Origin of the sequence: Larkinella humicola, assembly GCF_008727875.1 — a bacterium.
In the GTDB taxonomy this organism is placed as follows: domain Bacteria; phylum Bacteroidota; class Bacteroidia; order Cytophagales; family Spirosomataceae; genus Larkinella; species Larkinella humicola.
In genome coordinates this window covers 88,100-112,664 of sequence record NZ_VTWS01000002.1, presented here as the reverse complement: position 1 = coordinate 112,664, position 24,565 = coordinate 88,100, and the positions used below count along the sequence as shown (strand labels likewise).

Below are 24,565 nucleotides of genomic sequence, written 5' to 3'. Positions count from 1 at the left end.
AGTTACATCTTATTGAAATTCAGGTCGGACTTTGTTCAGGGATGAACCATGTCGTGACTTCCCTATACGCTTAACGAGAAATCATATCACCACTATGAAAGGATACATCATTGCCATTGCGCTATCAATCAGTGCTTTTATCAGCGGTTGTAGCAGCCAGGCCGAGGAGAAAACCGAGGTTGAAAAACCGGAACTCCCCATTTTTGAAATTACCCGACAGTCGACCACCCTGCAACGTGAATACGCGGGCAATGTGGAGGCCGTTCGGAACGTGGAAATTCGTGCCCGCGTTGGCGGGTTTCTTGATAAAATACATGTCGACGAAGGGCGGCAGGTGAAAAAAGGACAATTGCTGTTTCAGATCAACCAGGCTGAGTATCAGGCCGAACTGGCCAAGGCAAGAGCCAATCTGAAGAGCGCGATGGCCGAAGCCAAAACCGCTGAGGTAGAGCTGGGGCGTGTTAAGTTGCTGGTCGACAAGAAAGTGATTTCGGCTTCCGAACTGGAACTGTCGAAGTCGAAACTGGATGCCGCCAAAGCTGCCATTGAAGAAGCCCAGTCGGCACAGGAAAACGCTTCGCTGCGCCTGGCTCATGCCAGCATCCGGGCTCCGTTTGACGGGGTGATTAACCGGATTCCGTCCAAAATGGGCAGTTTGATCGAGGAAGGCGCCCTACTGACTACGGTTTCGGACATTCGCGAAGTCTATGCGTATTTTCACGTGTCTGAAAAAGAATACCTGGAATACATCAAAAAAGGGAAACACAGCAGCAGCGGACAGGAAGTAACATTGCTCCTGGCCGACGATACGCCGTATAAGCAGGCCGGTAAAATTGAAACGATGGAAAGCGTGTTTGACGATGGTTCCGGCACGATTGCCTTCCGGGCGCGTTTTCCAAATCCTGACAAAATGCTCAAACACGGGGCTACGGGCAAAATTCGCCTGAAAAATGAGGTAGATAATGCGGTTCTGGTTCCGCAGAAGGCAGTATTTGAAATTCAGGATAAAAACTACGTGTATGTGGTCGATGCGTCCAACAAAGTAAAAATGCGGAGCTTCGTTCCCCAGAGCCGTATCGCCCAGTTTTACCTGGTCAAATCGGGGCTGGAACCTGGTGAGAAGGTCGTCTACGAAGGAATTCAGAACATCCGCGATGGGATGCAAATTGTTCCGCAGGCACTGTCGCCCGAGAGTTTGCTGACACTAAATCCCGCAAAATCCGAGACCCAGGTGGTTACCAACTAACCGGAAAGGCTTCCGATCATTCCATCCCACTCTAGGGTTCAGAGCAACCTCTGGTCGCACCCGCGACCAGAGGGATGCCTGTACTTTAGATTTATCAGCACGAAACTATGTTTGATACCTTCATAAAACGGCCTTTGCTCTCCGCCGTAATCTCGGTTTTGATTACGTTGCTGGGCGTACTGTCGCTGATGAATTTACCGGTTACTCAGTTCCCCGACATTGTTCCGCCGTCTGTTGTCGTAACGGCTAGTTATACGGGTGCCAATGCCGAAGTGAGCACCAAAGCCGTGGCTATGCCGCTGGAACGGGCCATCAACGGTGTGCCGAATATGACCTACATGACCGCCATTTCAGGAAATGACGGCTCGACTCTGATTCAGGTCTTCTTCAAAGTCGGCACCGACCCGGATCTGGCGGCCGTGAACGTTCAAAACCGGGTGACGACCGTTCTGGATGAACTTCCCGAAGAAGTGATCAAGGCCGGGGTAACGACGGAGAAAGAGGTCAATAGCATGTTGTTGTATTTGAACCTGATCAGCACGGATTCAACGGCGGATGAGAAATTCATCTATAACTTCGCCGATATCAACATCTTGGCGGAACTCAAACGCATCGATGGCGTCGGTTTTGTCGATATTCTGGGTGCGCGGGAATATTCCATGCGGGTCTGGCTCAAGCCCGACCGCATGACGGTCTACAACGTTTCCGCCGATGAAGTCATCGCGGCCATTCGGGAACAGAACGTGGAAGCGGCTCCCGGAAAAGCCGGTGAAAGTGCCGACCGTGATGCCCAGGTTTTGCAGTATGTCCTGCGCTATACGGGGAAATTTATCGAACCCGGGCAGTACGAAAACATCGCGATCCGTACCCTGGACGACGGCTCGATTCTCCGGTTGAAAGACGTGTCCGAAGTTGAATTCGGATCGCTGGACTACGGTATCCTGTCCAAAAACGACGGTCGGCCCTCGGCGGCTATCATGTTGAAACAGCGGCCGGGTTCCAACGCGCAGGAAGTTATTGCCAATGTCAAAAAACGCCTGGCCGAACTGAAAGAAACGACTTTCCCGCCGGGCATGACCTACAACTTTGCCTACGACGTGTCGCGCTTTCTGGATGCCTCGATTCACGAGGTCGTCCGCACGCTGTTTGAAGCCTTCATTCTGGTGTTTATCGTTGTTTTCCTGTTCCTCCAGGACTGGCGTTCGACGCTGATTTGCGCCCTGGCGGTTCCGGTGGCGCTGGTCGGTACGTTTGCGTTCATGGATGTGATCGGTTTCTCGGTAAACCTGCTAACCCTCTTTGCTTTGGTTTTGGCGATTGGGATTGTGGTCGATAATGCCATTGTGGTGGTGGAGGCCGTTCACGCCAAAATGACGGAAGAACACCTTTCCCCCCGGGCGGCAACGTTTGCGGCAATGAAAGAAATCAGCGGAGCCATTGTCGCCATTACGCTGGTGATGTCGGCGGTATTTATTCCGGTCGCTTTCCTGTCGGGTCCGGTCGGTATTTTCTACCGGCAGTTTTCGCTAACACTGGCGATTTCCATTGTGATTTCGGGGATCAACGCCGTGACCCTGACACCCGCTTTGTGTGCTTTGTTGCTACGACCCGTTCATGGGGAGCAAAAGGGATTGCTGGGGCGGTTTTTTGCTAAATTCAACCGGGGATATGACTCCCTGGCCGGGAAATACCGGCGCGGTTTGCGTCCGTTTGTGAACCGGGGCGTCGTGACCTGGGGCGTTCTGCTGCTTTTTGTGGCCGCTACCTGGGGAATCAACACCATTCTGCCCGCCGGTTTTATTCCGACCGAAGATCAGGGCATGATTTACGTGAACGTGACCACGCCCGTTGGGGCCACGGTGGAGCGGACGGAAGAAGTCATGGATCTGGTGCAGCAGGCGGCTTCCAAACTCGAATCAGTCGAGAACGTATCGACGCTGGCGGGCTTGAGTCTGATGACCGACGGCGCCGGAGCGTCCTACGGGATGGGTATGATCAACCTCAAAAGCTGGGATGAACGCAAAGAATCGGTTGACGATGTGATTGCCTTGCTGGCTGATAAAACCAAGGATATCAACGATGCCAGCATCCAGTTCTTTTCGCCACCCACAGTCCCCGGTTTTGGGAATTCGAGCGGTTTTGAGATCCGGTTGCAGGACCGTACCCGGAGTGACGATTTGCAGAAGACCAAAAAAGTAACCGATGAGTTTATTGCCGAATTGGAAAAACGACCGGAAATCAGCCGGGTGTTCACCAGTTTCGACCCCAGTTTCCCGCAGTACGTGTTGCACGTCGATCAGGATAAAGCCGCTCAGAAAGGCGTTTCCATCGACAACGCCATGAGTACGCTCCAGACGCTGATGGGAAGCTTTTACGCGTCCAATTTCATCCGCTTCAATCAGATGTATAAGGTGATGGTTCAGGCCGCACCTCAATACCGGGCTAAACCGGAAGATGTACTGAACCTGCGGGTGAAGAACAAACAGGGTGAAATGGTGCCGTATTCCAATTTTATCACGATGGAACGCGTCTACGGGCCGGAGCAGTTGACCCGCTACAACATGTTTACCTCGGCCATGATCAACGGCGAGTCGGCACCCGGCTACAGCAGTGGGGATGCCATCAAGGCGATTCAGGAAGTAGCCAAAGAAAAACTGCCGCGCGGTTTTACGTTCGACTGGTCGGGGATGACGCGCGAAGAAGTGTTGTCGGGCGACCAGGCCATCTGGATTTTTGTGATCTGTCTGGTCTTCGTCTACCTGTTGCTGGTGGCGCAGTACGAAAGTCTGTTTTTGCCGCTGGCGGTTTTGCTATCGCTGCCCGCCGGTATTTTCGGGTCATTTCTCTGTCTGCAACTGGCCGGTTTGCAAAACAACATTTACGCGCAGGTTTCGCTGGTCATGCTCATCGGTTTGCTGGGGAAAAACGCCATTCTGATCGTTGAATTTGCCAACCAGAAACAACAGGAAGGCCTGTCGATTCTGAAAGCCGCAATGGAAGGGGCCATGTCGCGTCTGCGACCGATTCTGATGACCTCCTTCGCGTTCATTGCCGGACTGATTCCTCTCTGCATTGCTTCCGGTGCCGGTGCGCTCGGTAACCGTTCCATCGGGACGGCGGCTGCGGGCGGTATGCTCATCGGAACCCTGTTCGGACTCTTTCTGATTCCGGGGCTGTATGTTGCATTTGCCAAACTCGCCCAACTGCTGCAAGCCAAACCGCCCAAAGACGACGGGCTGGATCAGGTTCCGGTATTAACTCAAACTCACGAAAATGGAACGACCGTTCATTCATAAATCAAGGTATCAAAAATTCGTTTTTTATCTCATTCCGCTTTTTCTATTGAGTAGCTGCCGGGTTTCCGAACCCCTGCAACTGCCGAAAGCCCGGACGCTGCCCACGTCGTTTACCGGAAACACGGACTCGACATCGGTTGGCAACCTGAATTGGAAAGCGTTTTTCTCAGACCCGGATCTGGAAAGTCTGATCGATACGGCTTTGGCCCGAAACCCGGATTTGCAGATTGCTTCGCAGCGCATCGAAATGGCGCGTGCTAATTTTGAGTACAGCCGGGGCGCATTGGTGCCTTCGGTCAATGCCGTAGCAGCCGCCGGATTCGACCGCTTTGGTCGGTATACCCTGAACGGTGTTGGGAATTTTGACACCAACCTGTCGCCCAACATCAAAGGCGATAAGCGCATTCCGGACGTGACGCCGGAGTACTTCCTGGGTTTTCGGAGCAACTGGGAAATTGACCTGTGGGGAAAACTCCGAAACCGCAAACGAGCGGCTTACGTGCGTTTTCTGGCCTCCGAAAAAGGGCGGCATCTGATTGTTACCTCGCTCATTGCCGAGGTTGCCCGCCTGTATTACGGGCTTCTGGCGTTGGACAGCGAACTGGAGATTCTTCGCGAAAACCAGGCGTTGCAACAACGGGCGTCCGAACTGGTGGTAGTTCAGAAAGCCGCCGGACGCGTTACCGAACTCGCCGTTCAGCAATTCAACGCACAATTGCTCAACACCCGGAGCCTGGAAGCGCAGGTGCAACAGCAAATTGTGGAGACCGAAAACCAGTTAAATCAGCTGCTGGGGCGGTTTCCGCAACCCATTGCGCGGACTAAAACCATCAGCAACCAGGAATTGCCAGCCCGGATTTCGGCGGGGATTCCGAGCCAGATGCTGCGTCGCCGACCGGATATTCAGCAGGCCGAACTGGCAATGGAAGCCGCGAACGTCGACGTGGAGGTGGCCCGGGCGGAGTTCTTGCCGTCCCTGACGCTGACGCCCTACGTGGGCCTGAATGCGTTTCGGGCGTCGGTTTTGCTCGACCCGGCTTCGCTCGCACTCGGCGTACTGGGCGGCCTGGCGGCTCCGGTTTTCAACCGTCGGTATCTGAAATCGAACTATTCGCTGTCGGTTGCCCAAAGCCGGGAAGCGTTTTACGGGTACCAGAAAACTGTGCTGACCGGTTTCAGCGAAGTGACTACCAGTTTGCGGGGCATTGAAAATTACCGCAAGGTGGCGGAACTGCAGGCCCAGGAAGTGGCGGTATTGGGTCAGGCGGCCACGATTTCCGACGAATTATTCGCGACGGGCTATGCTTCGTACCTGGAAGTCATCACGGCGCAGCGCAGCGTGCTGGCGGCTGAACTCTCACTGATTAACACCAAACGGGCGCAGTTCTTATCGGTTATCGACCTGTATCGGGCGCTGGGGGGCGGCTGGCAGTAAACTAAATGTTGTTACACAGGGTTTATCAGAGGAAATCAGAGTTATCAATTTAGGACTTTCGCTTTCTGCCCCGTTCCCCTAAAAGGGACTTGGACGCGGCTTAGTCCGGATGCTAAAAGTCTGGCAGCGGCCGACCATCCTTTAGGGGAACGGGGCAGAAAGCGAAAGAGTGATAGAATTATCAGACGTAAGTCCTACAATTTGAACTTTGCGTAACTCTGATTTTCTCTGTGTAACTCTGCGTAATAACCCTTCTCTATTTTGACTCGCATTGGCCTGCTTTCCGACACCCACGGTTTTTTAGACCCGTACCTGTTCACCCATTTCGCGGAATGCGATGAAATCTGGCATGCCGGTGACATTGGCTCGGTGAAGATCATTGACGATTTGCGGGCTTTTAAACCGTTCCGGGGTGTCTTCGGCAACATCGACGACCGGGACGTAACCCACGAGTGTCCCGAACACCAGCGGTTTGATCTGGAGGGCCTTTCCATCTGGATGACGCACATCGGGGGCACACCGCCCCGGTATAATCCTATTGTCCGGCCCGGTTTGATCCAGCATTCACCCGATCTGTTTGTGTGTGGTCACTCCCATATTTTAAAGGTTACCCGCGATCCAAAAATCAATAACCTGCTGTTTATCAACCCCGGAGCTGCCGGGAAACACGGTTTTCATCCGGTTCGAACCGTGTTGCGGTTTACGCTCGACGCGGGTCGGGTCCGGGATATGGAAGTGATAGAATTGGGTAAGCGGTAAAAAAGTTGCCGAAAATTAATACTATATTGGCAACTGGTTTACCTGAATGAGTGGTAGTTGATGAAAATTGCAGTTTGGCATAATCTGCGGAGCGGGGGCGGAAGCCGGGCTTTGCACCAGCATATTAAAGGGCTTGCCCAGCGCGGTCATTCCATTGAAGTGTGGACGTCGTCGGTCGCCGATACGAAGTTTCTGGACGTGGACCGGTATGTGGCCAAGACGCACATCCTGCCGTTGTCGATGGACATCCGCATCCGGGACGAATACCGGGATAAGCTCTGGGCGTTGAAATTTGAGCCGGAAACCCGCATCCGGCGGATGCTTGACTTTTGCAGCCGCTGTGCCGATCAGATCAACGCGGGCGGTTTTGACGTCCTGTTTGCCAATTCCTGCATCAACTTTTCGATGCCTTACATCGGGCGGTTCGTTACTATCCCGAAAGCCCTGTATCTGGGCGAACCCAACCGTACACTCTTTGAATCGTCACCGGAATTGATTTGGGAAGGTCTTCCACCGGCCAACAGAAACTGGAGGAATGCTGACTACCGGAGCCAGTATTGGGACGATATGTTCAAGATTCGTCAGGCACGGGTGCGGGTACGGGAGGAAATTCAGAACTACCGCAGTTACGATAAAGTGCTGGTCAATTCTTATTTCAGCAACGAAAACGTGCTTCGGGCCTACGGTGGCGCGGGTGAAGTCTGTTATCTGGGCATCGACGCCAGCCTGTTTCCTTATCAAAATTTGCCCCGCGAGCCGTTTGTGATGGGCTTGGGGGCGTTTTTTCAGCACAAACGGCCCGATCTGGCCATTGAGTCGCTGGCCTTAATCCCCGAAGCCATTCGTCCGAAACTGATCTGGGTGGGCGATATGGGCGATACAGCGTATGTCGACAAGTTGAAGAACCTGAGCCAGTCGTTGCAGGTGAACTTTGAACCACGCGAGAAAATACCGCATCAGGAACTGGTGCAACTCCTCAATACGGCGTCCTGTCTGTTGTACACGTCGACCCTGGAACCCTTCGGCCTGGCTCCTTTGGAGGCCAATGCCTGTGGTTTGCCGGTGGTAGCCGTTGCGGAAGGAGGAGTTCGGGAAACCGTCATTGGAAATTACAACGGCTTGTTGGTCAATCGGAAACCGGAGGAGATGGCGCGGGCCGTGGAACGGGTGCTGACGGATAGTGGCCTGTCGGATCGCCTTTCGCGCAATGCCCGGCGGATTGTTCAGGAGCAGTGGACGTTTGAAAAGGCCATCGACCGGATCGAGGACGCCCTGTTCAACACGATCGGGAAAGAAAAGGATGTGATTGTGAAGTAGTTGAATTTTTAAGATAGTACTTGGTGCTATTCGCTTATCCCTCTAATTCTGCTATTCATCTCTTTAAATGTCATAATTGTAAGTTGTAGAGATGTAAGAAGTTAATTGTTAGCCCACGGTTAAAACCGTGGGGAAATTACCGAAATAGATTCAGTGTTGAGAACCGTTTTAACGGTTTAAGAGCCTCAAAACCGTTAAAACGGTTTCAATCCTTCAATTCATTTCTTCTTCTGAGCCCACCGTTGAAACGGTGGGCTTGCGGTTATTATAACTAGTTGATTAACAGTATAAAAAAACGGCAAGGCGATCAATCAATCGCCTTGCCGTAACCCAAAATCGCTATCGAAAACCGTTTACAACGGAATCTGCTCAAAAACCACCGCCGGTTTCTCCGCATCCTTAAACGCCTTGCGCGGGCGGATGTTGAGTGTCTGGAACAATTGCCGATCCTGGTCTTCCTCCGGATTCGGCGTGGTCAGCAATTTGTCACCGGCAAAAATGGAGTTGGCACCGGCCAGAAAACACAAGGCCTGCTCTTCGGTGTTCATCCGAACCCGGCCCGCCGATAAACGTACCATCGCCTTGGGCATGATGATCCGGGCGGTGGCAATCATCCGAAGCATTTCCCAAACCGATACGCGGGGTTGATCTTCCAGCGGAGTGCCTTCGACGGGAACCAGCGCATTGACCGGGACGGATTCGGGGTGTTCGGGCAAATTGGCCAGGGTGAGCAGCATCCCGATGCGGTCCTGGTGGCTTTCGCCCATGCCGATGATGCCGCCGGAGCAGACCGAAATACCGGCCTGCCGAACGTTGCCGAGCGTATCCAGCCGGTCGTCGTAGGTACGGGTCGAAATGATGTCGCCGTAGTATTCTTCGCTCGTGTCGAGGTTGTGGTTATAGGCGTACAACCCGGCGGTTTTCAGTTTTTCCGCCTGGGTTTCCGTCAGCATCCCGAGCGTGCAGCACACTTCCATGCCCATCCGGTTGACGCCCTGCACCATTTCCAGCACCTTGTCAAAATCCCGGTTGTCGCGGACTTCGCGCCAGGCGGCTCCCATGCAGAAACGTGTGCTGCCCGACTCCTTCGCCCGGTGCGCGGCCGTCAGCACTTCGTCCACTTCCATGAGTTTGTGAACCTTCACGCTGGTGTGATAGCGCGCGGCCTGGGGGCAGTAGGCACAGTCTTCCGGACAACCCCCGGTTTTGACCGACAGAAGCGTGCAAACCTGCACTTCCTGCGGATCGTGGTGCTGGCGATGAACCGTGGCGGCCCGGTAGATCAGATCAAGAACAGGGGAGTTATAAATATCGGCGATTTCGTCGCGGGTCCAGTCAGTACGAACGTCAGTCATAGCAACAATCTAGAGCTTGTCAGGTAATAAAGCCAAATATAGGGGGTGGAGGAGTTTGGCGCAAACACAAAGCCACTTCAATCCACCGATGTCTACCGGTTTCTGAAACTTACATCCGGGTTGGTTCGGGTTTTAGGGGTGGAATAGGAGCCAACTGCGGAGCCAGTTTGAGCTGTTTTTGCGCCTTTACCACCAGATAAAGCAGGTAACCGACGATGAAAAGCTCGATGCTGTATTCCAGGATATAAACCGGTTTACTGAAAATTTCGCTCACCGTTTGATAATACGGTTGCCCGATTCGCCACCACAGGGACGGATGGACGGCCGCTGCAATGTTGAACACCAGCAGAAAAACCACCGACGTACGGTTCCGAAAGTCGACCATTTGAAACACCAGGGGCAACATAAACAGGTAAGTATAGTTGGCAACGGCATTTTTCTGGACCACCGTCATCAGGCTGAACGTGGCGATGTAGAACAGCGGAAAATACGTTCGGTAATCGTGGTTTCCGCGTAACCGCAGCACCTGCACCCCCACCAGCAGGCAAATGACCAGCCCGGCGTAGTTCCAGACCGACAGTTCGGCATTGATGAAACCGGAGGTAAAAGGATGCAGCAGGGAAGCCCAGTTGGGGGCTTTCAGGTATTTTCCTTCTTCCAGCGGTTGCTCGATGAACAACGAACCGGTTTTAATGTACAGGAAAATCAGAACCGGGATACCCAGCGTGGCCAGACCCGCCATCAACGGAATCAGCCGACGGGTAAGGAGAAAAAATGGCAGAATGATCAGGATAAAAACCGCTTTGGTCGATAGTATGCCCAACGCCAGCAGCAAACCGCAGAGGTACGCATTGCCATCGCGTTGGAGGGCGACAATGGCCAGCAGGGCAAAAATCCAGAGTGCCACGTCTTCCTGCCCGCTCAAAATGGACATCACGAAAGGAACGGGCAACAGCAGGTAAAACAACACCCGAAAAAGCCGTTCCGCGCGCGGCATAACCCCCTCATAGGTTCGGTATGTCAGCCACACGGCCACCAGTTCGATCAGCGTTAAGAACAGCACCAGCGAGCGGGTATTGTCCCAGAAAAGTAGCGGAATTTCCATCCAGAAACCGTAAAAGGGCGAATACGGATTCAGGACATCCCGGTACGGGATTTCCCGCAATTTGGCGGAGATGCCAATGGGATAATAGTAGTTGGCGACATCCGACTGGGGCGAAAAGTCGAAGAAAACATAAATGACCACAAACGGAACCAGCCGCAGCAGAACCCAGAAAATCAACAGCCAGGGCACCTTCTTTTTGGCCAGGAACGATTCAAGAACCGGGCGTTTGAACCACGCAACCAGCAGCACGGCACTCAGCAGGAAAGCGGTTACGGCCTTCGCGTAAACAATAAACATAGTTGACGTTCTATGAAAAAAAAACCGCCTTACGAAACCGACGAACGACCCGTCGACCAGGATTGGGGCGGAAAGGATGGGGTCGTGGTCCGATCCAGTGATTTAAGGTGGTTAAAGGTGCGCCAGACCAACGAAAGCAAAAGCCCCACCTCGATGATCTGAATCAGATAATCGGCGGTATTCACCGGGGAGGCAAAAACGGTTTGCCAGTCGTCATAATTCAGCATCCCGACATAGATTACCCAGATGATGGGTTGAATGACAATCAGGAAGTTGAGCAGGATGAGCTGAAAATGAAACGCTTTATCTTCCAGTCGGGCCACTTCAAACAGTACCACGATCATGTACATGAACAGGTAAAAACCGGGGGCGCTGGGTTGCGCCAGCATGAAGATGCCGAACGTCAGGATGTAGAGCGAGGGGAAAATCTGCCGATAGCCCAGGTGCCGGAACCGGATGGCCACCCACGACGACAGCGCCATGGTGATGAAAAGGCTGATCGTGTTGAGCCGCGTCAGACTCATCTGGTTATACAGGCTGCTCAGAAACGGCCGGGTGATGCTGACGATGTTGGGTGTCATGTGGTAGCCGGAATGTTGCAACGGCATCAGAAACGCATCGCCCATCAGAAGATAGAGGATGACAATGGACGGAACGCCAACGATTGCCAGCCCCAGCACGTACTTGAATTTGTTGTCGACCAGAAAGAAAACCGGCACCAGCAGCACGATGATCATGCTTTTGATGACAATCATCGACAGCCCCCAGATGATCCCGATCCACAGGCTGCTCTGCGTACGATGGGTGTAGAGCAAAGTGATGAGACCTACCCCCCAGAACCAGACGTCTTCTTCGCTGCTCAGGATCATGGCGACAAACGGCATGGGCAACAAAAAATACAAAACCGCCATCAGCAGGGAATCCGGTCGGCTGGCCTGGTAATACCGCCAGGTGGCCCAGACGATGGCGAACTCGATGAGTGCCATGAAGGGAATCAGAATTTTGGCATTGTACCAGAGGTAAAGTGGCAGACTGATGAGGTAGCCAAACAGCGGACCGTGGTAGGAGAGAAAATCCCGGTAGACCATTTTGCCCGCAAAAGCTGCAATGGCTTTCTTGTAGAAGAATTCGGTGTCGCTGCGGGGGGCAAAATCCAGGATCAGATACACGATAATGAACGGGATAACCCGGAAAACGATGAACGAAACCCAGAGCGTCAAAGCGGGCCGTGGGTTCAGGTGGTGGCGGAAAGGAGCGGGAAATCGAATCAGAAGCCAACTGGCCAGAGCGAGAAGTAATGAAACGACGACTTTTACGACTGAAACCGTATCCTCAAAAAATAGCATGTAACGAATGGGTGGTTTTAATTCGGGGGTAAAGTTCGGTATTGTCGCTGTGGCTGCCAAATAAAAAAAATCATACTCGGCCAGGCGTAAAAATTGTTGGCTAAATTGTCAGATTTGGCGACCTTTGCAGTAGAACTACGATCTTGACTTGTGAACACCGCCCAACTGGCTATCCAACCGGTACGATAAAACAAAAACCAGCATCAATGCGGTTACCGGTTTTTTGGCGAATGTTTCGTTCACTAATCTACTGATTACTAGCTGATCCTTTCTATTGAACCGCAGCGTGATGAAGTCTGCCTAAGTGATCTTTTTGTTCACTTCAGGCTTTTTGCGATTCAATTTTTCGGTTTTTCGAGAGACGTTGAGGTGCTTCATAAGGATTGAAAGGAAAGTGCAATCGTTTTTTGATTTAAACGAAAATACAAATTTACATAGTATCAAAACCTAATAGTATGTTTTATCTTGCTCGTTTAACGAATAATAATAGGGGCTATAAAGAACCATCCGGCCCTAATTATAAGTCTGATAATGCCACCTCAAGCCGGACGGCTTTTGAAGCTACCTACGGCTTTGGCATTGAAGAATGGTTCCGAAACGAACGGCATTCGTACGAAGGGTATCAGTATGCCTACATTGAAGGATTGGGGCCGGAGCAGAACCTGGAAATTCCCATTCTGTTATACACCCTTCGTTTTGCCGAAAATGGCAAAGGGTCGGCTAAAAAATTAGTGGTGGGTGTGCTGAGAGAATGGCAGCACATTTCGCAGTGGGAAGCTGAATTGCCGGTCGAAGTGGTGGCCGAATGGTATGAGCAAATGAAAAGCGAACTCGGTGATTTGCTGGAGTCGGTGGCGCCCGAAAAACGCCCGCTTGCGATGAAACAACTGCTGTACCACAGCCAGTATCCCAACAAACCGAAGCCGTTGTTTAACGTCCGGTTTAAACCCGAACAACTGGATTACCGGGTTTCCAAAATCATCGATGCGAGTTCGTTTGGCAAAAACAACTCCTTCGCCATTGAACTGAAAACCGTGGAGAGTTACGACGCCAAAACGCAGAAAATCCTGACGGATTTAGGGTTGGAGTAATTTACCAACATTCCGTTTTTAGTAACGTATAGTCAAATCCGCCTTCCGGTTCTTTCAACACCCATCGCCCTTCTTTTTCAACACGCTCGCCTTCGTGCCACCTAATGGCATCGCCGGTGAGCGTGAAGGTGATTTCGTGCGGTTGCGTCACGCCTTCACCCGAACGCTGCCAGTCGGCCTGGATTTGATTCTTCGTTAACGTTCCCTTCAACAGACCCCGCGCCCGGTCTTTTTCATACGGCAAAATGGCCAGCTCGCCGGTTACGTCGGCGCCCTGAATGACCAGTCGGAGGAGCGTGGTATCGCGCCCCACCACCTGCCGGTAGCAAACGGTATCGATAGACGTAACCGTCGAATCAGCCCGGTTTTCCGTCGTTTCCGACCGCCGGGAACCGTCACCACAGCTACTCAGTATCAAAATCAGGAGTCCTAAAGGCAGGAAATAGCGCATGATTTTTTGGTTTTTCCGGTTAATCGGTTGAGAAGAATCGGAGTCACTAACTACAAATTAACGTTATAGGAGTTTTTGTTTTCACACATTACAAAGGTACTGTGGGTACTTCCAATGCTTGTCACCGAACCAAGTTTATTGAACACAAAATCTTGGTAGTGCTTCATGTCTTTCGCATACACTTTCAATAGAAAGTCGAAATCCCCGGAAATATTGTAGCATTCAACGACTTCTTCCAGTCTAAGAATGTCGCTTACAAACTCATGACCAATCCTTCGATCGTGCTGCTTAAGCTTGATATTACAAAAAACGATTAATCCGTAATGAAGCTTTTCCGCATCGATGATGGCGATGTATTTTTTGATGTACCCATTCGACTCCAATCTTTTCACCCTTTCAAAAACCGGTGTGTGCGACAGGTTTACCTGATCTGCCAATTCCTTAATGGTCACATTCGAATTTTCTCCCAACAGTTTAAGCAACTGAACATCTATGTGATCTGGTTTTTCCACGGAAAAATTTCTTTCTATTGGTGAAAAAGGACTTACTAAAAGTAAAAATGTCTATTAAGTAAACGAATATAGATTATTATTCTAAGTTATATACTTAATAATAGATATTTAATCTTGCTGTCTAAATTTGTCGAGATTTTTAACCCGGTACAGGATTCAATTGCCTTTGACAGCACTTTTCTTTCCGCGTTGATTAAGCCTACACGCTTCCGGGCTTCCATCCGTTCCTGACTTTTACGTATCGTCCTGTTTTTAAGGGCCTGGGTGAGGTGTGTCATGGAAGTTGGTTTTTCGCAGTGTGGGGTTTTAAGCAAAGAATTCTGTACCCTTTTTAACCAACCCACACAAATGCACGCAAACAACCTCGGCTATCCACGAATCGGTAGCCACCGCGAACTCAAAAAGGCCAGTGAGCAGTACTGGGCCGGAAAAATGACGCATGACCAACTGGTTGAAGCCGGGCAGCGCATCCGGCGCGACAACTGGCTGACTCAGCAACAGGCTGGCATTTCGCTCATTCCGTGCAACGATTTCTCGTTTTACGATCACATCCTGGATTGGTCACTGACCGTCGATGCCATTCCGGAACGGTTTTGGCCCCTCGCCGAAAAACCGGAAATCCGCGAACTGGACTTGTATTTTGCGATGGCTCGCGGCTATCAACAGGACGGCCTGGATCTCATCGCCCTGGAAATGACGAAGTGGTTCGATACCAACTACCATTACCTCGTTCCCGAATTCAGCAAAGCGCAGTCGTTTTCGCTGCGTTCCGGGAAAATTTTCACGGATTTTGAGGAAGCTAAAACCGTATTGGGTCGTGTTCCAAAACCGGTTTTGCCGGGGCCGGTAACGTATCTGTTGCTGGGAAAAGAAAAAGAGGACGGTTTTCACCGGCTGGATTTGCTCGAACGACTGCTGCCGGTGTACGAACAGATTCTGAGCCGTTTGGAGGCACAGGGCGCCGAATGGATTCAGTTTGATGAACCGGGTCTGGTGCTGAATGCCGATGAGCAACACCAAACAGCCTACGCCACAGCCTACCGGTTTTTCCGCGAACGGTTTCCGAATCTGAAATTGCTGGTCGCTTCGTATTTCGAATGTTTTGGCGAAAACCTCAGTCTGGCGACGCAATTGCCGGTCGATGCGCTGCACATCGACCTGGTTCGCTGCCCCAATCAACTGGATGATCTGCTGCACACGGATTTTGTGAATCGCAAAACCATTCTGTCGCTGGGCGTAGTGGATGGCCGGAACATCTGGATCAATGACCTGACCCGTTCGCTCAGCCTGATTCGGAAAGCCACTGACGCCCTGGGCCCAAACCGTGTGTGGATAGCGCCTTCGTGTTCCTTGCTGCATACCCCCTGCGATCTGGATGCGGAAACGGAAACCAGCGGTTTAACGCCCGAAATCAAACAATGGCTGGCTTTTGCCAAACAGAAACTGGTCGAAGTGGTCAGGCTGGCAACGATTGTGGCTCAGCCCGACAGCGAACAGGCGCAGACCTGGCTGATTGAAAATGAGACGGTTTTGGCGGTGCGCCGACAATCCACGCTGATCAACCGCCCGGACGTTCAGCAACGGGTGAGCCAATTGACCGACAGTGATACGCACCGGAACGCATCCTTTCACCGGCGCCAAAGCCTCCAGCACGAGCGGTTGAATCTGCCGCTTTTCCCGACAACGACCATTGGCTCGTTTCCGCAAACCGACGACGTGCGCATCAACCGGGCAAAGTTCAAAAAAGGGGAGAAGACGCTGGAGCACTACGAAGATTTTATTCGGGTTGAAACCGAAAAAGCCATCCGCTGGCAGGAAGAAATCGGTCTGGATGTGCTGGTTCACGGCGAATTTGAGCGCAACGACATGGTCGAATACTTCGGCGAGTTGCTCGATGGGTTTGCCTTTAGTCAGAACGGCTGGGTGCAGAGTTACGGTTCGCGCTGCGTCAAACCACCGATCATCTACGGCGACGTTCACCGCCCCGAACCCATGACGGTTCGCTGGGCCGGGTATGCGCAATCGTTGACCAAAAAAACGGTCAAAGGGATGCTGACCGGCCCGGTGACTATTCTGCAATGGTCGTTTGTTCGGGATGATCAGCCGCGCCGGGATACGTGTATGCAGATTGCTTTCGCCATCCGGGATGAAGTGGTCGATCTGGAACGGGCTGGTATTCAGATTATTCAGATCGACGAACCGGCCATTCGAGAAGGGTTGCCGCTGCGTCGCGAAAACTGGGAAACCTATCTGGACTGGGCCGTGAAGGCGTTCCGGGTATCGGCGTCGGGTGTGCGCAACGAAACCCAGATTCACACGCACATGTGTTATTCGGAATTCAACGACATCATTCAGCAAATTGCCGATCTGGACGCCGACGTGATCACGATCGAAACCTCGCGGTCGCAGATGGAATTGCTGGATGCTTTTGTTCAATTCAATTATCCGAACGAAATTGGCCCCGGTGTCTACGACATTCACAGCCCGCGCGTGCCGACCACGGAAGAAATCATTGCGTTGCTTCATAAAGCTGCCGATGTGTTGCCGGTTCGGAATCTGTGGGTCAATCCGGATTGTGGACTGAAAACCCGTCGCTGGCCAGAAACGGAACAGGCACTCAAAAACATGGTGCAGGCCGCCCAAACGGCGCGGAATCTGCTGATTGAGAGGGTGTAACCAAACTTTTTAATGAAAAATATTAAATGATGAATATTAAATATAAAAGTAGGCTGACGCTTTCGAAACACTTTTGCATTTGGCGTTCATCATTTAATATTTTTCATTTCCGTTGTTATAAACCTATGGAGACACAAACGAAAAAGCACGAAACGGTCGGTTGTCCGCGTTGTGGAGCGGCTTTTGAATGCAAGGTGGGGAGCATTACCCTCTGCAAGTGCGTGGCGGTTCAGTTGAGCGACGAGCAGCGGGATTACGTCCGTTCCCGGTTTGTGAATTGTCTGTGTGCCAAATGTTTGCAGGAAGTTCGAACGGAATACAACCAAAAAAAGCATCAGGAAGGACTGATCAAGGAGAAATAAAATGAGCCGAAGAGTTTTATCGCAGAGCTAAGCGGAGTAAAAAAGAGTTTATTAAAGTTTTCTCCGCGTAACTCCTTCTTACTCCGCTTAGCTCTGCGATAAAACTCTTCATTAGTTCCTCGACCCGGCAACCTGTTTTTCTATTTCATTCCAGTTCGGCGGATCGACGCCCAGCAAACTTTTGACGAAAAAATCCCGCCGTTTGCGCTCGCCAAAGTCGCCACCCGCCGTATGGCCCAGACCCGGTAAGGTCACCAGTTCAAAGTTTTTATTGGCTTTGATGAGTGCATTCGCCAGTTGGTAGGTCGAAGCGGGGTCCACGTTGTCGTCCACTTCGCCCACGAGCAGCAACAAATTTCCCTGCAATTTGTGTGCGTTCGTGACGTTGGAACATTCATCGTATTGTGGCCCAATGGGGTAGCCCATCCACTGTTCGTTCCACCACATTTTGTCCATGCGGTTGTCGTGGCAGCCACAGGACGAAACGGCGGCTTTGTAAAATTCGGGATGAAACAGGAGCGCTGCCGTTGCGCTTTGTCCACCCGCCGACGTTCCGAAAATGCCTACTTTGTTCAAATCCAAGTGATTGTATTTTTGAGCAGCCGCTTTCAACCACAGAATCCGATCGGGAAAACCGGCATCTTTCAGATTTTTCCAACACACGTCCTGAAAGGCTTTGGAACGGTTGGAGGTTCCCATGCCGTCGATTTGCACGACGATAAAACCCAGTTCGGCCAGTTCATGCATCGACACATAATTGCTCATGAACGACTTCGGTACGAACGAACCGTGCGGCCCGGCGTAAATATTTTCGATGACCGGGTATTTTTTGTTGGGATCAAAGTTGGTCGGACGAATGATGATGCCCCAGATGTCGGTTTTTCCGTCGCGCCCTTTGGCCGAAAACACTTCCGGTTCTTTCCAGCCCGCTTTTTGCCAGACGCTGATGTCGGCTTTTTCAAGTTCAAGCGCCACGCTGCCATCGGCAGAATTTCGCAAAACCGTCACCGGCGGCAGGTCCACACGGGAATAAGAATCAACAAAATAGCTGAAATCCGGTGAAAACGTAGCCGTGTGGTTGGCGTTTTCGGTTGTCAGGGCCGTCAGGCCGGAACCGTCGAAATTAACTTTGTAGTAGTGAACGAAATACGGGTCCTGGTCGGCGTTCCGGCCGCTGGCGGCAAACAGAATCGTCCGGTTTTTGTCGTCGACATGCACCAGATTCCGAATTACCCATTCCCCTTTGGTAATCTGTTTTTTCACTTTTCCGGTAACGCCATCGATCAGGTACAGGTGGTTCCAGCCGTCGCGCTCCGACGCCCAGACGATCTCCTGCCCGTCGTTGACATCGTGGCGGGCGCGTTTCCCGCTGTAATCGATAAACGTATTGCTGCGTTCTTCAATGAGCGGTTTTACGACGCCGGTGGTGGCATTGACGTCCAGAATCCGGTAAATCTGGTGGCCACGCTGGTTGTATTCAAACGTAAACGCACGGCTGTCTTTGCGCCACTCCAGCCGCGACAGACTGAATTGCTGGTTAAACAGCGCATCATCGACCGAAATCTGCTTTTGGGTTTCGACCCAGAAAAGCTGAGGCCGCCGAACCGGCAGTGCATCGCCCGGTTTCAGATATTCGCGGGTTTCCAGTTTGGGTTGAAGCTGGTCGTCCGGCGACGATCGGACGAAGTGAATCAGGCGTTTGGCGTTCGGGCGAACCTTGTTGGTAACCAGCTTCTTCCCATCGGGTGACCACTGAATGTAACTGGAATAATAGTCGCCTTCCGAGCCATCGTAGCTGAGCTGGGTTTCCTGCTTTGTTTTTTCGGAACGAATGTACAGGTTGTCGTTTTTGATGAAAGCGGTTTGGGAACTGTCGGGCGAAAAAACCGGTTTCCCGTCGCGTTCGCTGCGGCTGTTGCCCCAATAGCCGCGGTCGGCGGGTTCGGCCTGAAATACGCCTTTTTTCCTAAAGGCAAACGCGCCGGTCGACACTTGCCAGGTGGACCCTTCGGCCGCAAATTCGAGTTCTTCATCGTCCTTTCCATAGGTGATGGACGTGAACGGCAAATTGAACGGATCGATTTTTTTACCCGTTGCTTCGGATAATTTTTTCGCCAGTTGTTCCTGGTCGAAGGCGGGTTGGCGCGTCTTTTTCCGGGGATCGACCACCACAAATTCCAGTCCGCGTGCCGTTCGGACCAAATACCAGAGTTTCTGAGCGGGTGTCCAATAGACGTTGTTCGGGGCGTTATAGACTTTATTCCGTAGCGTTTCCTTCAAAGCCACCGACCGTTTATAGTCCTCCAGTTTCCCCTGCGCCCAAACTGAACCTGCAAAACCGTTTGCCAGCCAGCAAAGCAGAAATAGAAACGATGAACGGATGAGCCATCCGGTTGACAGGTGGGTTAGCAGACGTGGAATTTTCATCAGGGAAAAGATTGGAAGTAGCAGCGGGAATTTTCACGAAAATACGAAAAAACAGAACACCCGGCCATTCCGAGCGATTCGGAAGGACCGGGCGTGTTCAGTCAGAACCTCATGACGCGAGCCGGTAACATCAGCGGTTCCCCTGGCGCTTCGTTATCATAGGTAGGTCGAGCCAAAGGCTTCTGTGCCGGATATACGAGTCAGGGGCGAAAATGGTTGCGTTGTAATGAAAAAAAGTTTGGGGTTCTAAAACGGAACCTCCACCGGAACCGGTTGCCAGTTGTGTAAAAACCGCACGGTGAACCGCAGGCCGTTTTTGAACAGAAATTTATCGATGACGTCATTCAGAAAAGCTGCGTCGACGGAGCCGTCGTTCTTGTACCGAAGTGCTTTCTGATCCGGATTGAAGGGCAGGAATTTGTCGGCCTGGGGCAGGTATTTCAGCAACTGACCGCGGAGTTTAGAAAGTTGGAGTACATCGTCAAAACCGTTGATCGGGTTGATCAGTCCGTCGAAATCCGAGCCGACGCAGAGGTGATCCCAGGGCGAAGTGTTTTCGATCCAGTTCAGGGCAGAGTAGCCGACGCGGACGGCATGAACCAGGTGCAGACACAACAGCATACTGTGGCGCTCCTGCTTCGATGGGGCAATTCCCCCAAAAAGCGACTCCGTAGCGCCCGGTAACTTCCCATCCCGAAACATCTTTTCCCATTCCGGACGGGCCATGTATTCTTCTTCAAAAAAGCGATCTCTACGGCTGTCGACCGCCGGGTTGGACGCGCCCAGAATCCGCTGATCGAGACTGATGCCCATCATCCCGTTCGACAGCATGATCTCGACAATCTCTTCATCGAACAGGTTGATGGTCCACGGATTGCCAAAAAGACCCTTGTTGATGAGGTCGTTGGTTCGCCCGATGCGCCGGTTTTCCGGCGCTACTTTACTGATCGGTTGCCCGCCTTCGCTGCCGGTCGTCGATTGAAACCGCTTGTTTTGCAGGTAATCGTCGAGGGTGTAAAATGTAAAACCGGTGTGGGAGGTCATAATTGGCAGTCGCTCCACCTCGGGGTCGATGATGGCCAGTTGCTCCCGATACCGGTAATAATGCAGCCGTGTATACACGCTCATGTGCTTCACATCGATCAGTAGGGGCTTCGTCGGATGGGTCAGCGCCTGTTTGATCACTTTCTTGCCCAGTTCCGTCAGACCCAGTCCGGTTTTCGGCATGAAGTCTTCGCTGGCAAAAGCCAGTTGCGACGTTTTGTTCAATCCCTGCGCAAAACCGCCCAGCGGCTGTTCCGGGATATGGCTCAGGTGACACAGATTGATGCTGATGAAATCGACATCCGACCGGTCCTGCAATTCCTTCAGTTTCAGTTCCGGAAACCGGGAGGGTATCGTTTTCCGGATCGGGACGTCCGACAGGTTGTGCCCCCCTTCGATGGAAAACGAAAAATACCGTTTGTCTCCGGCGGTCAGCTTCGCCGTCACCTCATCCGGGCTCAGGGTGGCCCAGGTGGTGCGGTTCAGGTATTCAATCTGGTACGGCGGCTTGTTGAGTTCGGCTGCGGTAGTGAGATGAAACGCAATCTGTTTCTTAAATTCCTGATAATACGTCGTTTCACCGTTTCGGGTTCGGTTGAAAACCTCCTTGTCGAGCGGCAGTACGCCGGATAAATCAGCCCCGAAAACGTGCAAAACCCGGTTGGCAAACGCGTGCTCGACACTCAGCAGGGCAATGACCCCGAGCCGGAGCGAACTTTGGGAAACCTGAAGCGGGGAGGACTGGCTGTCGAACGGACCACCAAAAATATCGTTCAGAAATTGAGCAAGCCCGGTCGTTTTGACATTCTCGCTGAGTTTAAACTTTCCGCCGTTTTTCGTCACCGTAATCAGGTGTTTGAACAGCAGGTGGAAGTGAAAATCGAATAGGTTTTCCATGGGAGCGTTAGCGGGCTGAATTTTCAAGGATAGCATTCACGAGCTGGAAACGTTGCAAAGCCGTGTCGGCCCCCGTGGGTTCTACCGACTCGAACCGGCTGGGCCGGTTGGCAAACAGGCTGTTTTCCAGTTGCTTCGAAAAAGGGGACAAGGCGTCGTCCTCAAGCGATTCCTGACCGCCCCGTTTGTTTCCGAACAGCCAGCCGTGAAATTTATTCCAGTAGGTTTTCGCCAGTTCGCCGTAGCCCTGGAGCGTGGCAAAAAACGCATGTTCATTCCAGTCGTTGTACGCATCCTTCAGGTCCGCAGCCGGAACCGGGGCGGTTTTGAGGAGCCTTTCAACATCCAGCATGCCGTGTCCAAAGCCTTTTCTCGGCAGGTCGTTCTCCCGCCGGGCCGACGACGCCAGGGCGGTTCTGAAGGCTTCCACGCGTTTCCAGCCCGCGTAGGCCGGGTCGCTGAGCACATCCTGGTAAGCTGCCAGCCAGCAGGCTGCGGCCGCGGCAATGTGGGGTGTGGCGTAGCTCGTGCCGTTGCCGTACGCAAAATCCTCCTGATGACTGGCGTTCCAGATCGGTACATAAATGGCCTGCCCCGGTGCTGTGATGTCCACGGCCGAACCCCGGCTTGACCCCGGCCACTCCCGATCCAGTGGGTTGGAAGCCGCCACGGCAATGGTGCCGGGATAAACCGCCGGGGCCACCACCGCCTGAACTTCGTTACCGGCCGCACAACACCAGATGATGCCTTTTTCGTACGCCTTTTTGGCCATTTTTGCCGTGGCGATGGTCGGCGGCAGGCCCATGCTCATGGTGATGATGTCGAATCCCTGGGTGATGGCCATGTCCAGCGCCGAAGCAAGCTGCTGCTGCCGGTTGATGATGATGACGGTTTCGGCGATCCGGTAGGGAATGAGCTTGAAATTAAAATCCGTCAGCAAACCGCAGTTGCCTTCGTGGGTGATCGGAGTGTTTCTGTTGCCGATCAACAAACTGCCGGTTCGGGTGCCGTGTCCCGGTTGCTTCCCCAAGCCTATGGTTTTGGGGTCAAAGGCCGTGGTGGGGTCGGCGGTGTCCAGAAAATTGAAGTCGTGGTCCAGATCATACCCACCCCGGACTTTCGAATGATCCGTAAAACCGGTATCGAATTGCACGATCTGAATACCGCATTCGCCGGGTGATTTGACGTTTGGCAGCTTTTCCAGTTTGTCGAAATTCGTCGCGAACCAGTTCCACCGGCGGTAATTCAGTTCGGGCTGATTTTTGTAGTATTTGCTTTCGGCATACGTCCTGATAAACTCACTTTCGTTCCATTCCCCCGTTCCGTCATCAAACAAAATATCGGATTCGGTGCCGGTGCCTTTTGAAGGGCCTTGAACCATAAACCCCGTATCGGCATTCATCAGCAGCGGAACGTCGGCTTCAGCATTGATGATACCGGGAATTTTCAGCAAATTCTGCGCTTCTTCATTGACGTTCCCGCTAAACGGAAACTGCACCGCAAACAGCTCGACCTCGCCCTCGACGGCCGAACCGGGCATCGCCAGCGTAATCGTTACGCCCGGCCCATAGATGGCTTTCAGAATGGTTTCGATCTGATTCATGGTATTGGTTTTGTTGGGGGCCGTAATCAGAAACTGGGCGCGCCCGGTTGTGGACGAAGAAAACACGGTATCCATAGCTGATTCTTTTGAAAGGGAAGACGTTGTCGGTGAAAGAATGGGCGGTGTTACAGTTCCTCCTGGGCGGGTGTTGCCGGTTGGCATGGGCTGACTCAGTTGCTGGGCCACAACCTTCGTTTTTTTGAGCAGCGTGTCCCGGATTTTCGCCATGTCGGCGGACAGGGTGCTTTCCTGCAGGGCCTGAATAATCTTGCTGATCTTTATGCCTTCATTCCCAAACCAGTCGATTTCGTCATCAGGCGTATCTGGTGTGGCAATGGTTCCTTTTTTGGTCAGAATCCGGTTTTGATCATCCACTCTCGGCAAACCTGAGTGGTGTAAGGCAATGATTTCGCAGGTACCCAGGCCGACGACCATCGACCCGGAAGAACCGGGAAGCGTATCCGATTCGTAGATCAGGCGGGTGTCGGTTTCGGAGAAAAAGGCGGTGTCTTTCAGCACCACTTTTTTGAAATCGCCTTTGGGATGCTGAATGATGACGCAGGATTCCCCCTTGATGATTTTTCCCAGATTCCCGTCCAGATTCACCGGTGAGTAGTTGGCGAGCGGTTCGCCGGAGGTTCCAAAGGGCTCCAGGCCGATGAAGGTAAAATCCAGGCCGGAATGCGGAATGTTCGCGTTGTAGTCGAGGGTCGAGGTAAGAAAAAACTTAGCAGAATTTAGTTTGAAGCAGGGTGATTTCTTGGGGATCTGGTTGATATCCAACTCGTAATCAAACTGAGCCAGCATATTGACCGCGTCCTGTGGGTTTTCGATAACGTGGTGGTTCGTGATGATGATGTCATCCGCAACCAGAAAACCCGTGCCGATGGGCCGACCGTCTTTGAGCAACCGACAAACCGCCCGGGCAATGCCGGACAGTTTGTCGAGTACGTTTTTGTCCTGGAAATTGACAATGCCGTTGATGCGCTCGATGGCGCCCAGGGCGGAGAGTCCTTCGCGCCGGAGCCGCAGTTGAACCCGACCCAGATCGTTCTCCAGGCTGACCAGCGGGATTTCGCCCTCCCGGACCTTTTCAAGGTTTTTCTCGTCTTCGGCAAACCGGGGTTCGCGGTAACCAAACCGGTCGGCCACCTGCTGAACCACTCTCCAGCGCGCTATCATAAGTCGTAAGGGTTTAGGAAGATCAGACTCCGGGTTCCGGTCAACGCAATGATCGTTGAAAGATAAATTGACCGAAGCGGATCGTCCCTGAACTATTTAGGGAACGGTTGACCGTTCCCTAAAACCTTTACGTGTTGCTTACTGAATTGAAAATGAAGTAATTG

General features: G+C 52.4%; 16 protein-coding genes. 8 read left to right on the top strand and 8 right to left on the bottom strand.

The features are described 5' to 3' along the window. The first annotated feature begins 94 nt into the window (after positions 1 to 94). From F0P93_RS08530 to F0P93_RS08510, 5 genes are all read left to right on the top strand, one after another. Positions 95 to 1,246 (top strand): efflux RND transporter periplasmic adaptor subunit, encoded by a 1,152-nt coding sequence (locus tag F0P93_RS08530; protein WP_150875968.1) that lies wholly within the window; start codon positions 95 to 97, stop codon positions 1,244 to 1,246. Between the two features lie 107 nt (positions 1,247 to 1,353). Then, the gene (locus F0P93_RS08525) at positions 1,354 to 4,542 is read left to right on the top strand and encodes an efflux RND transporter permease subunit (protein ID WP_150875967.1); all 3,189 of its coding nucleotides are present in this window, start codon (positions 1,354 to 1,356) and stop codon (positions 4,540 to 4,542) included. Beyond that, entirely contained in the window at positions 4,520 to 5,977 is a 1,458-nt protein-coding gene (locus tag F0P93_RS08520) for a TolC family protein (RefSeq protein WP_150875966.1), read from the top strand. The genes F0P93_RS08525 and F0P93_RS08520 overlap by 23 nt, the downstream gene beginning before the upstream one ends. Before the next feature lie 261 nt (positions 5,978 to 6,238). After that, entirely contained in the window at positions 6,239 to 6,736 is a 498-nt protein-coding gene (locus F0P93_RS08515) for a metallophosphoesterase family protein (RefSeq protein WP_150875965.1), read from the top strand. Positions 6,737 to 6,796: 60 nt separating this feature from the next. Continuing rightward, a complete protein-coding gene (locus tag F0P93_RS08510) occupies positions 6,797 to 8,053 on the top strand; it encodes a glycosyltransferase family 4 protein (RefSeq protein ID WP_150875964.1) in 1,257 nt (418 codons plus the stop codon). A gap of 353 nt (positions 8,054 to 8,406) precedes the next feature. Here F0P93_RS08510 and bioB read toward each other — a convergent pair whose 3' ends face one another. The 3 genes from bioB to F0P93_RS08495 form a co-directional block, all read right to left on the bottom strand. Further along, positions 8,407 to 9,408, bottom strand: a complete 1,002-nt coding sequence (gene bioB, locus F0P93_RS08505; RefSeq protein ID WP_150875963.1) for a biotin synthase BioB — start codon at positions 9,406 to 9,408, stop codon at positions 8,407 to 8,409. Between the two features lie 109 nt (positions 9,409 to 9,517). Next, positions 9,518 to 10,810: a hypothetical protein gene (locus F0P93_RS08500; RefSeq protein ID WP_150875962.1), complete on the bottom strand. Its 1,293-nt coding sequence runs from the start codon at positions 10,808 to 10,810 to the stop codon at positions 9,518 to 9,520. A gap of 29 nt (positions 10,811 to 10,839) precedes the next feature. Continuing rightward, complete coding sequence (locus F0P93_RS08495; protein ID WP_150875961.1) at positions 10,840 to 12,156, bottom strand: hypothetical protein; 1,317 nt, start codon at positions 12,154 to 12,156, stop codon at positions 10,840 to 10,842. Positions 12,157 to 12,611: 455 nt separating this feature from the next. On the opposite strand from F0P93_RS08495, the gene F0P93_RS08490 reads away from it, so the two are divergent. Further along, positions 12,612 to 13,247, top strand: coding sequence for a hypothetical protein (locus F0P93_RS08490; protein WP_150875960.1), 636 nt, complete (start codon positions 12,612 to 12,614; stop codon positions 13,245 to 13,247). Position 13,248: 1 nt separating this feature from the next. Here F0P93_RS08490 and F0P93_RS08485 read toward each other — a convergent pair whose 3' ends face one another. Together F0P93_RS08485 and F0P93_RS08480 are read right to left on the bottom strand one after the other, a co-directional pair. Further along, complete coding sequence (locus F0P93_RS08485; RefSeq protein WP_150875959.1) at positions 13,249 to 13,698, bottom strand: hypothetical protein; 450 nt, start codon at positions 13,696 to 13,698, stop codon at positions 13,249 to 13,251. A 50-nt stretch (positions 13,699 to 13,748) separates the two neighbouring features. After that, complete coding sequence (locus F0P93_RS08480; RefSeq protein WP_150875958.1) at positions 13,749 to 14,210, bottom strand: Lrp/AsnC family transcriptional regulator; 462 nt, start codon at positions 14,208 to 14,210, stop codon at positions 13,749 to 13,751. A 348-nt stretch (positions 14,211 to 14,558) separates the two neighbouring features. On the opposite strand from F0P93_RS08480, the gene metE reads away from it, so the two are divergent. Both metE and F0P93_RS08470 read left to right on the top strand, forming a co-directional pair. Then, the gene (metE, locus tag F0P93_RS08475; protein ID WP_150875957.1) at positions 14,559 to 16,886 is read left to right on the top strand and encodes a 5-methyltetrahydropteroyltriglutamate--homocysteine S-methyltransferase; all 2,328 of its coding nucleotides are present in this window, start codon (positions 14,559 to 14,561) and stop codon (positions 16,884 to 16,886) included. A 125-nt stretch (positions 16,887 to 17,011) separates the two neighbouring features. Further along, a complete protein-coding gene (locus F0P93_RS08470) occupies positions 17,012 to 17,248 on the top strand; it encodes a cysteine-rich CWC family protein (RefSeq protein ID WP_150875956.1) in 237 nt (78 codons plus the stop codon). Positions 17,249 to 17,359: 111 nt separating this feature from the next. On the opposite strand, the gene F0P93_RS08465 is transcribed toward F0P93_RS08470, so the two are convergent. From F0P93_RS08465 to F0P93_RS08455, 3 genes are all read right to left on the bottom strand, one after another. Next, the gene (locus tag F0P93_RS08465) at positions 17,360 to 19,675 is read right to left on the bottom strand and encodes a S9 family peptidase (RefSeq protein WP_150875955.1); all 2,316 of its coding nucleotides are present in this window, start codon (positions 19,673 to 19,675) and stop codon (positions 17,360 to 17,362) included. 246 nt (positions 19,676 to 19,921) lie between these two features. After that, complete coding sequence (locus F0P93_RS08460) at positions 19,922 to 21,616, bottom strand: amidohydrolase family protein (RefSeq protein ID WP_150875954.1); 1,695 nt, start codon at positions 21,614 to 21,616, stop codon at positions 19,922 to 19,924. Between the two features lie 7 nt (positions 21,617 to 21,623). Further along, a complete protein-coding gene (locus F0P93_RS08455) occupies positions 21,624 to 24,401 on the bottom strand; it encodes a S8 family serine peptidase (protein ID WP_150875953.1) in 2,778 nt (925 codons plus the stop codon). Positions 24,402 to 24,565 lie beyond the last annotated feature (164 nt).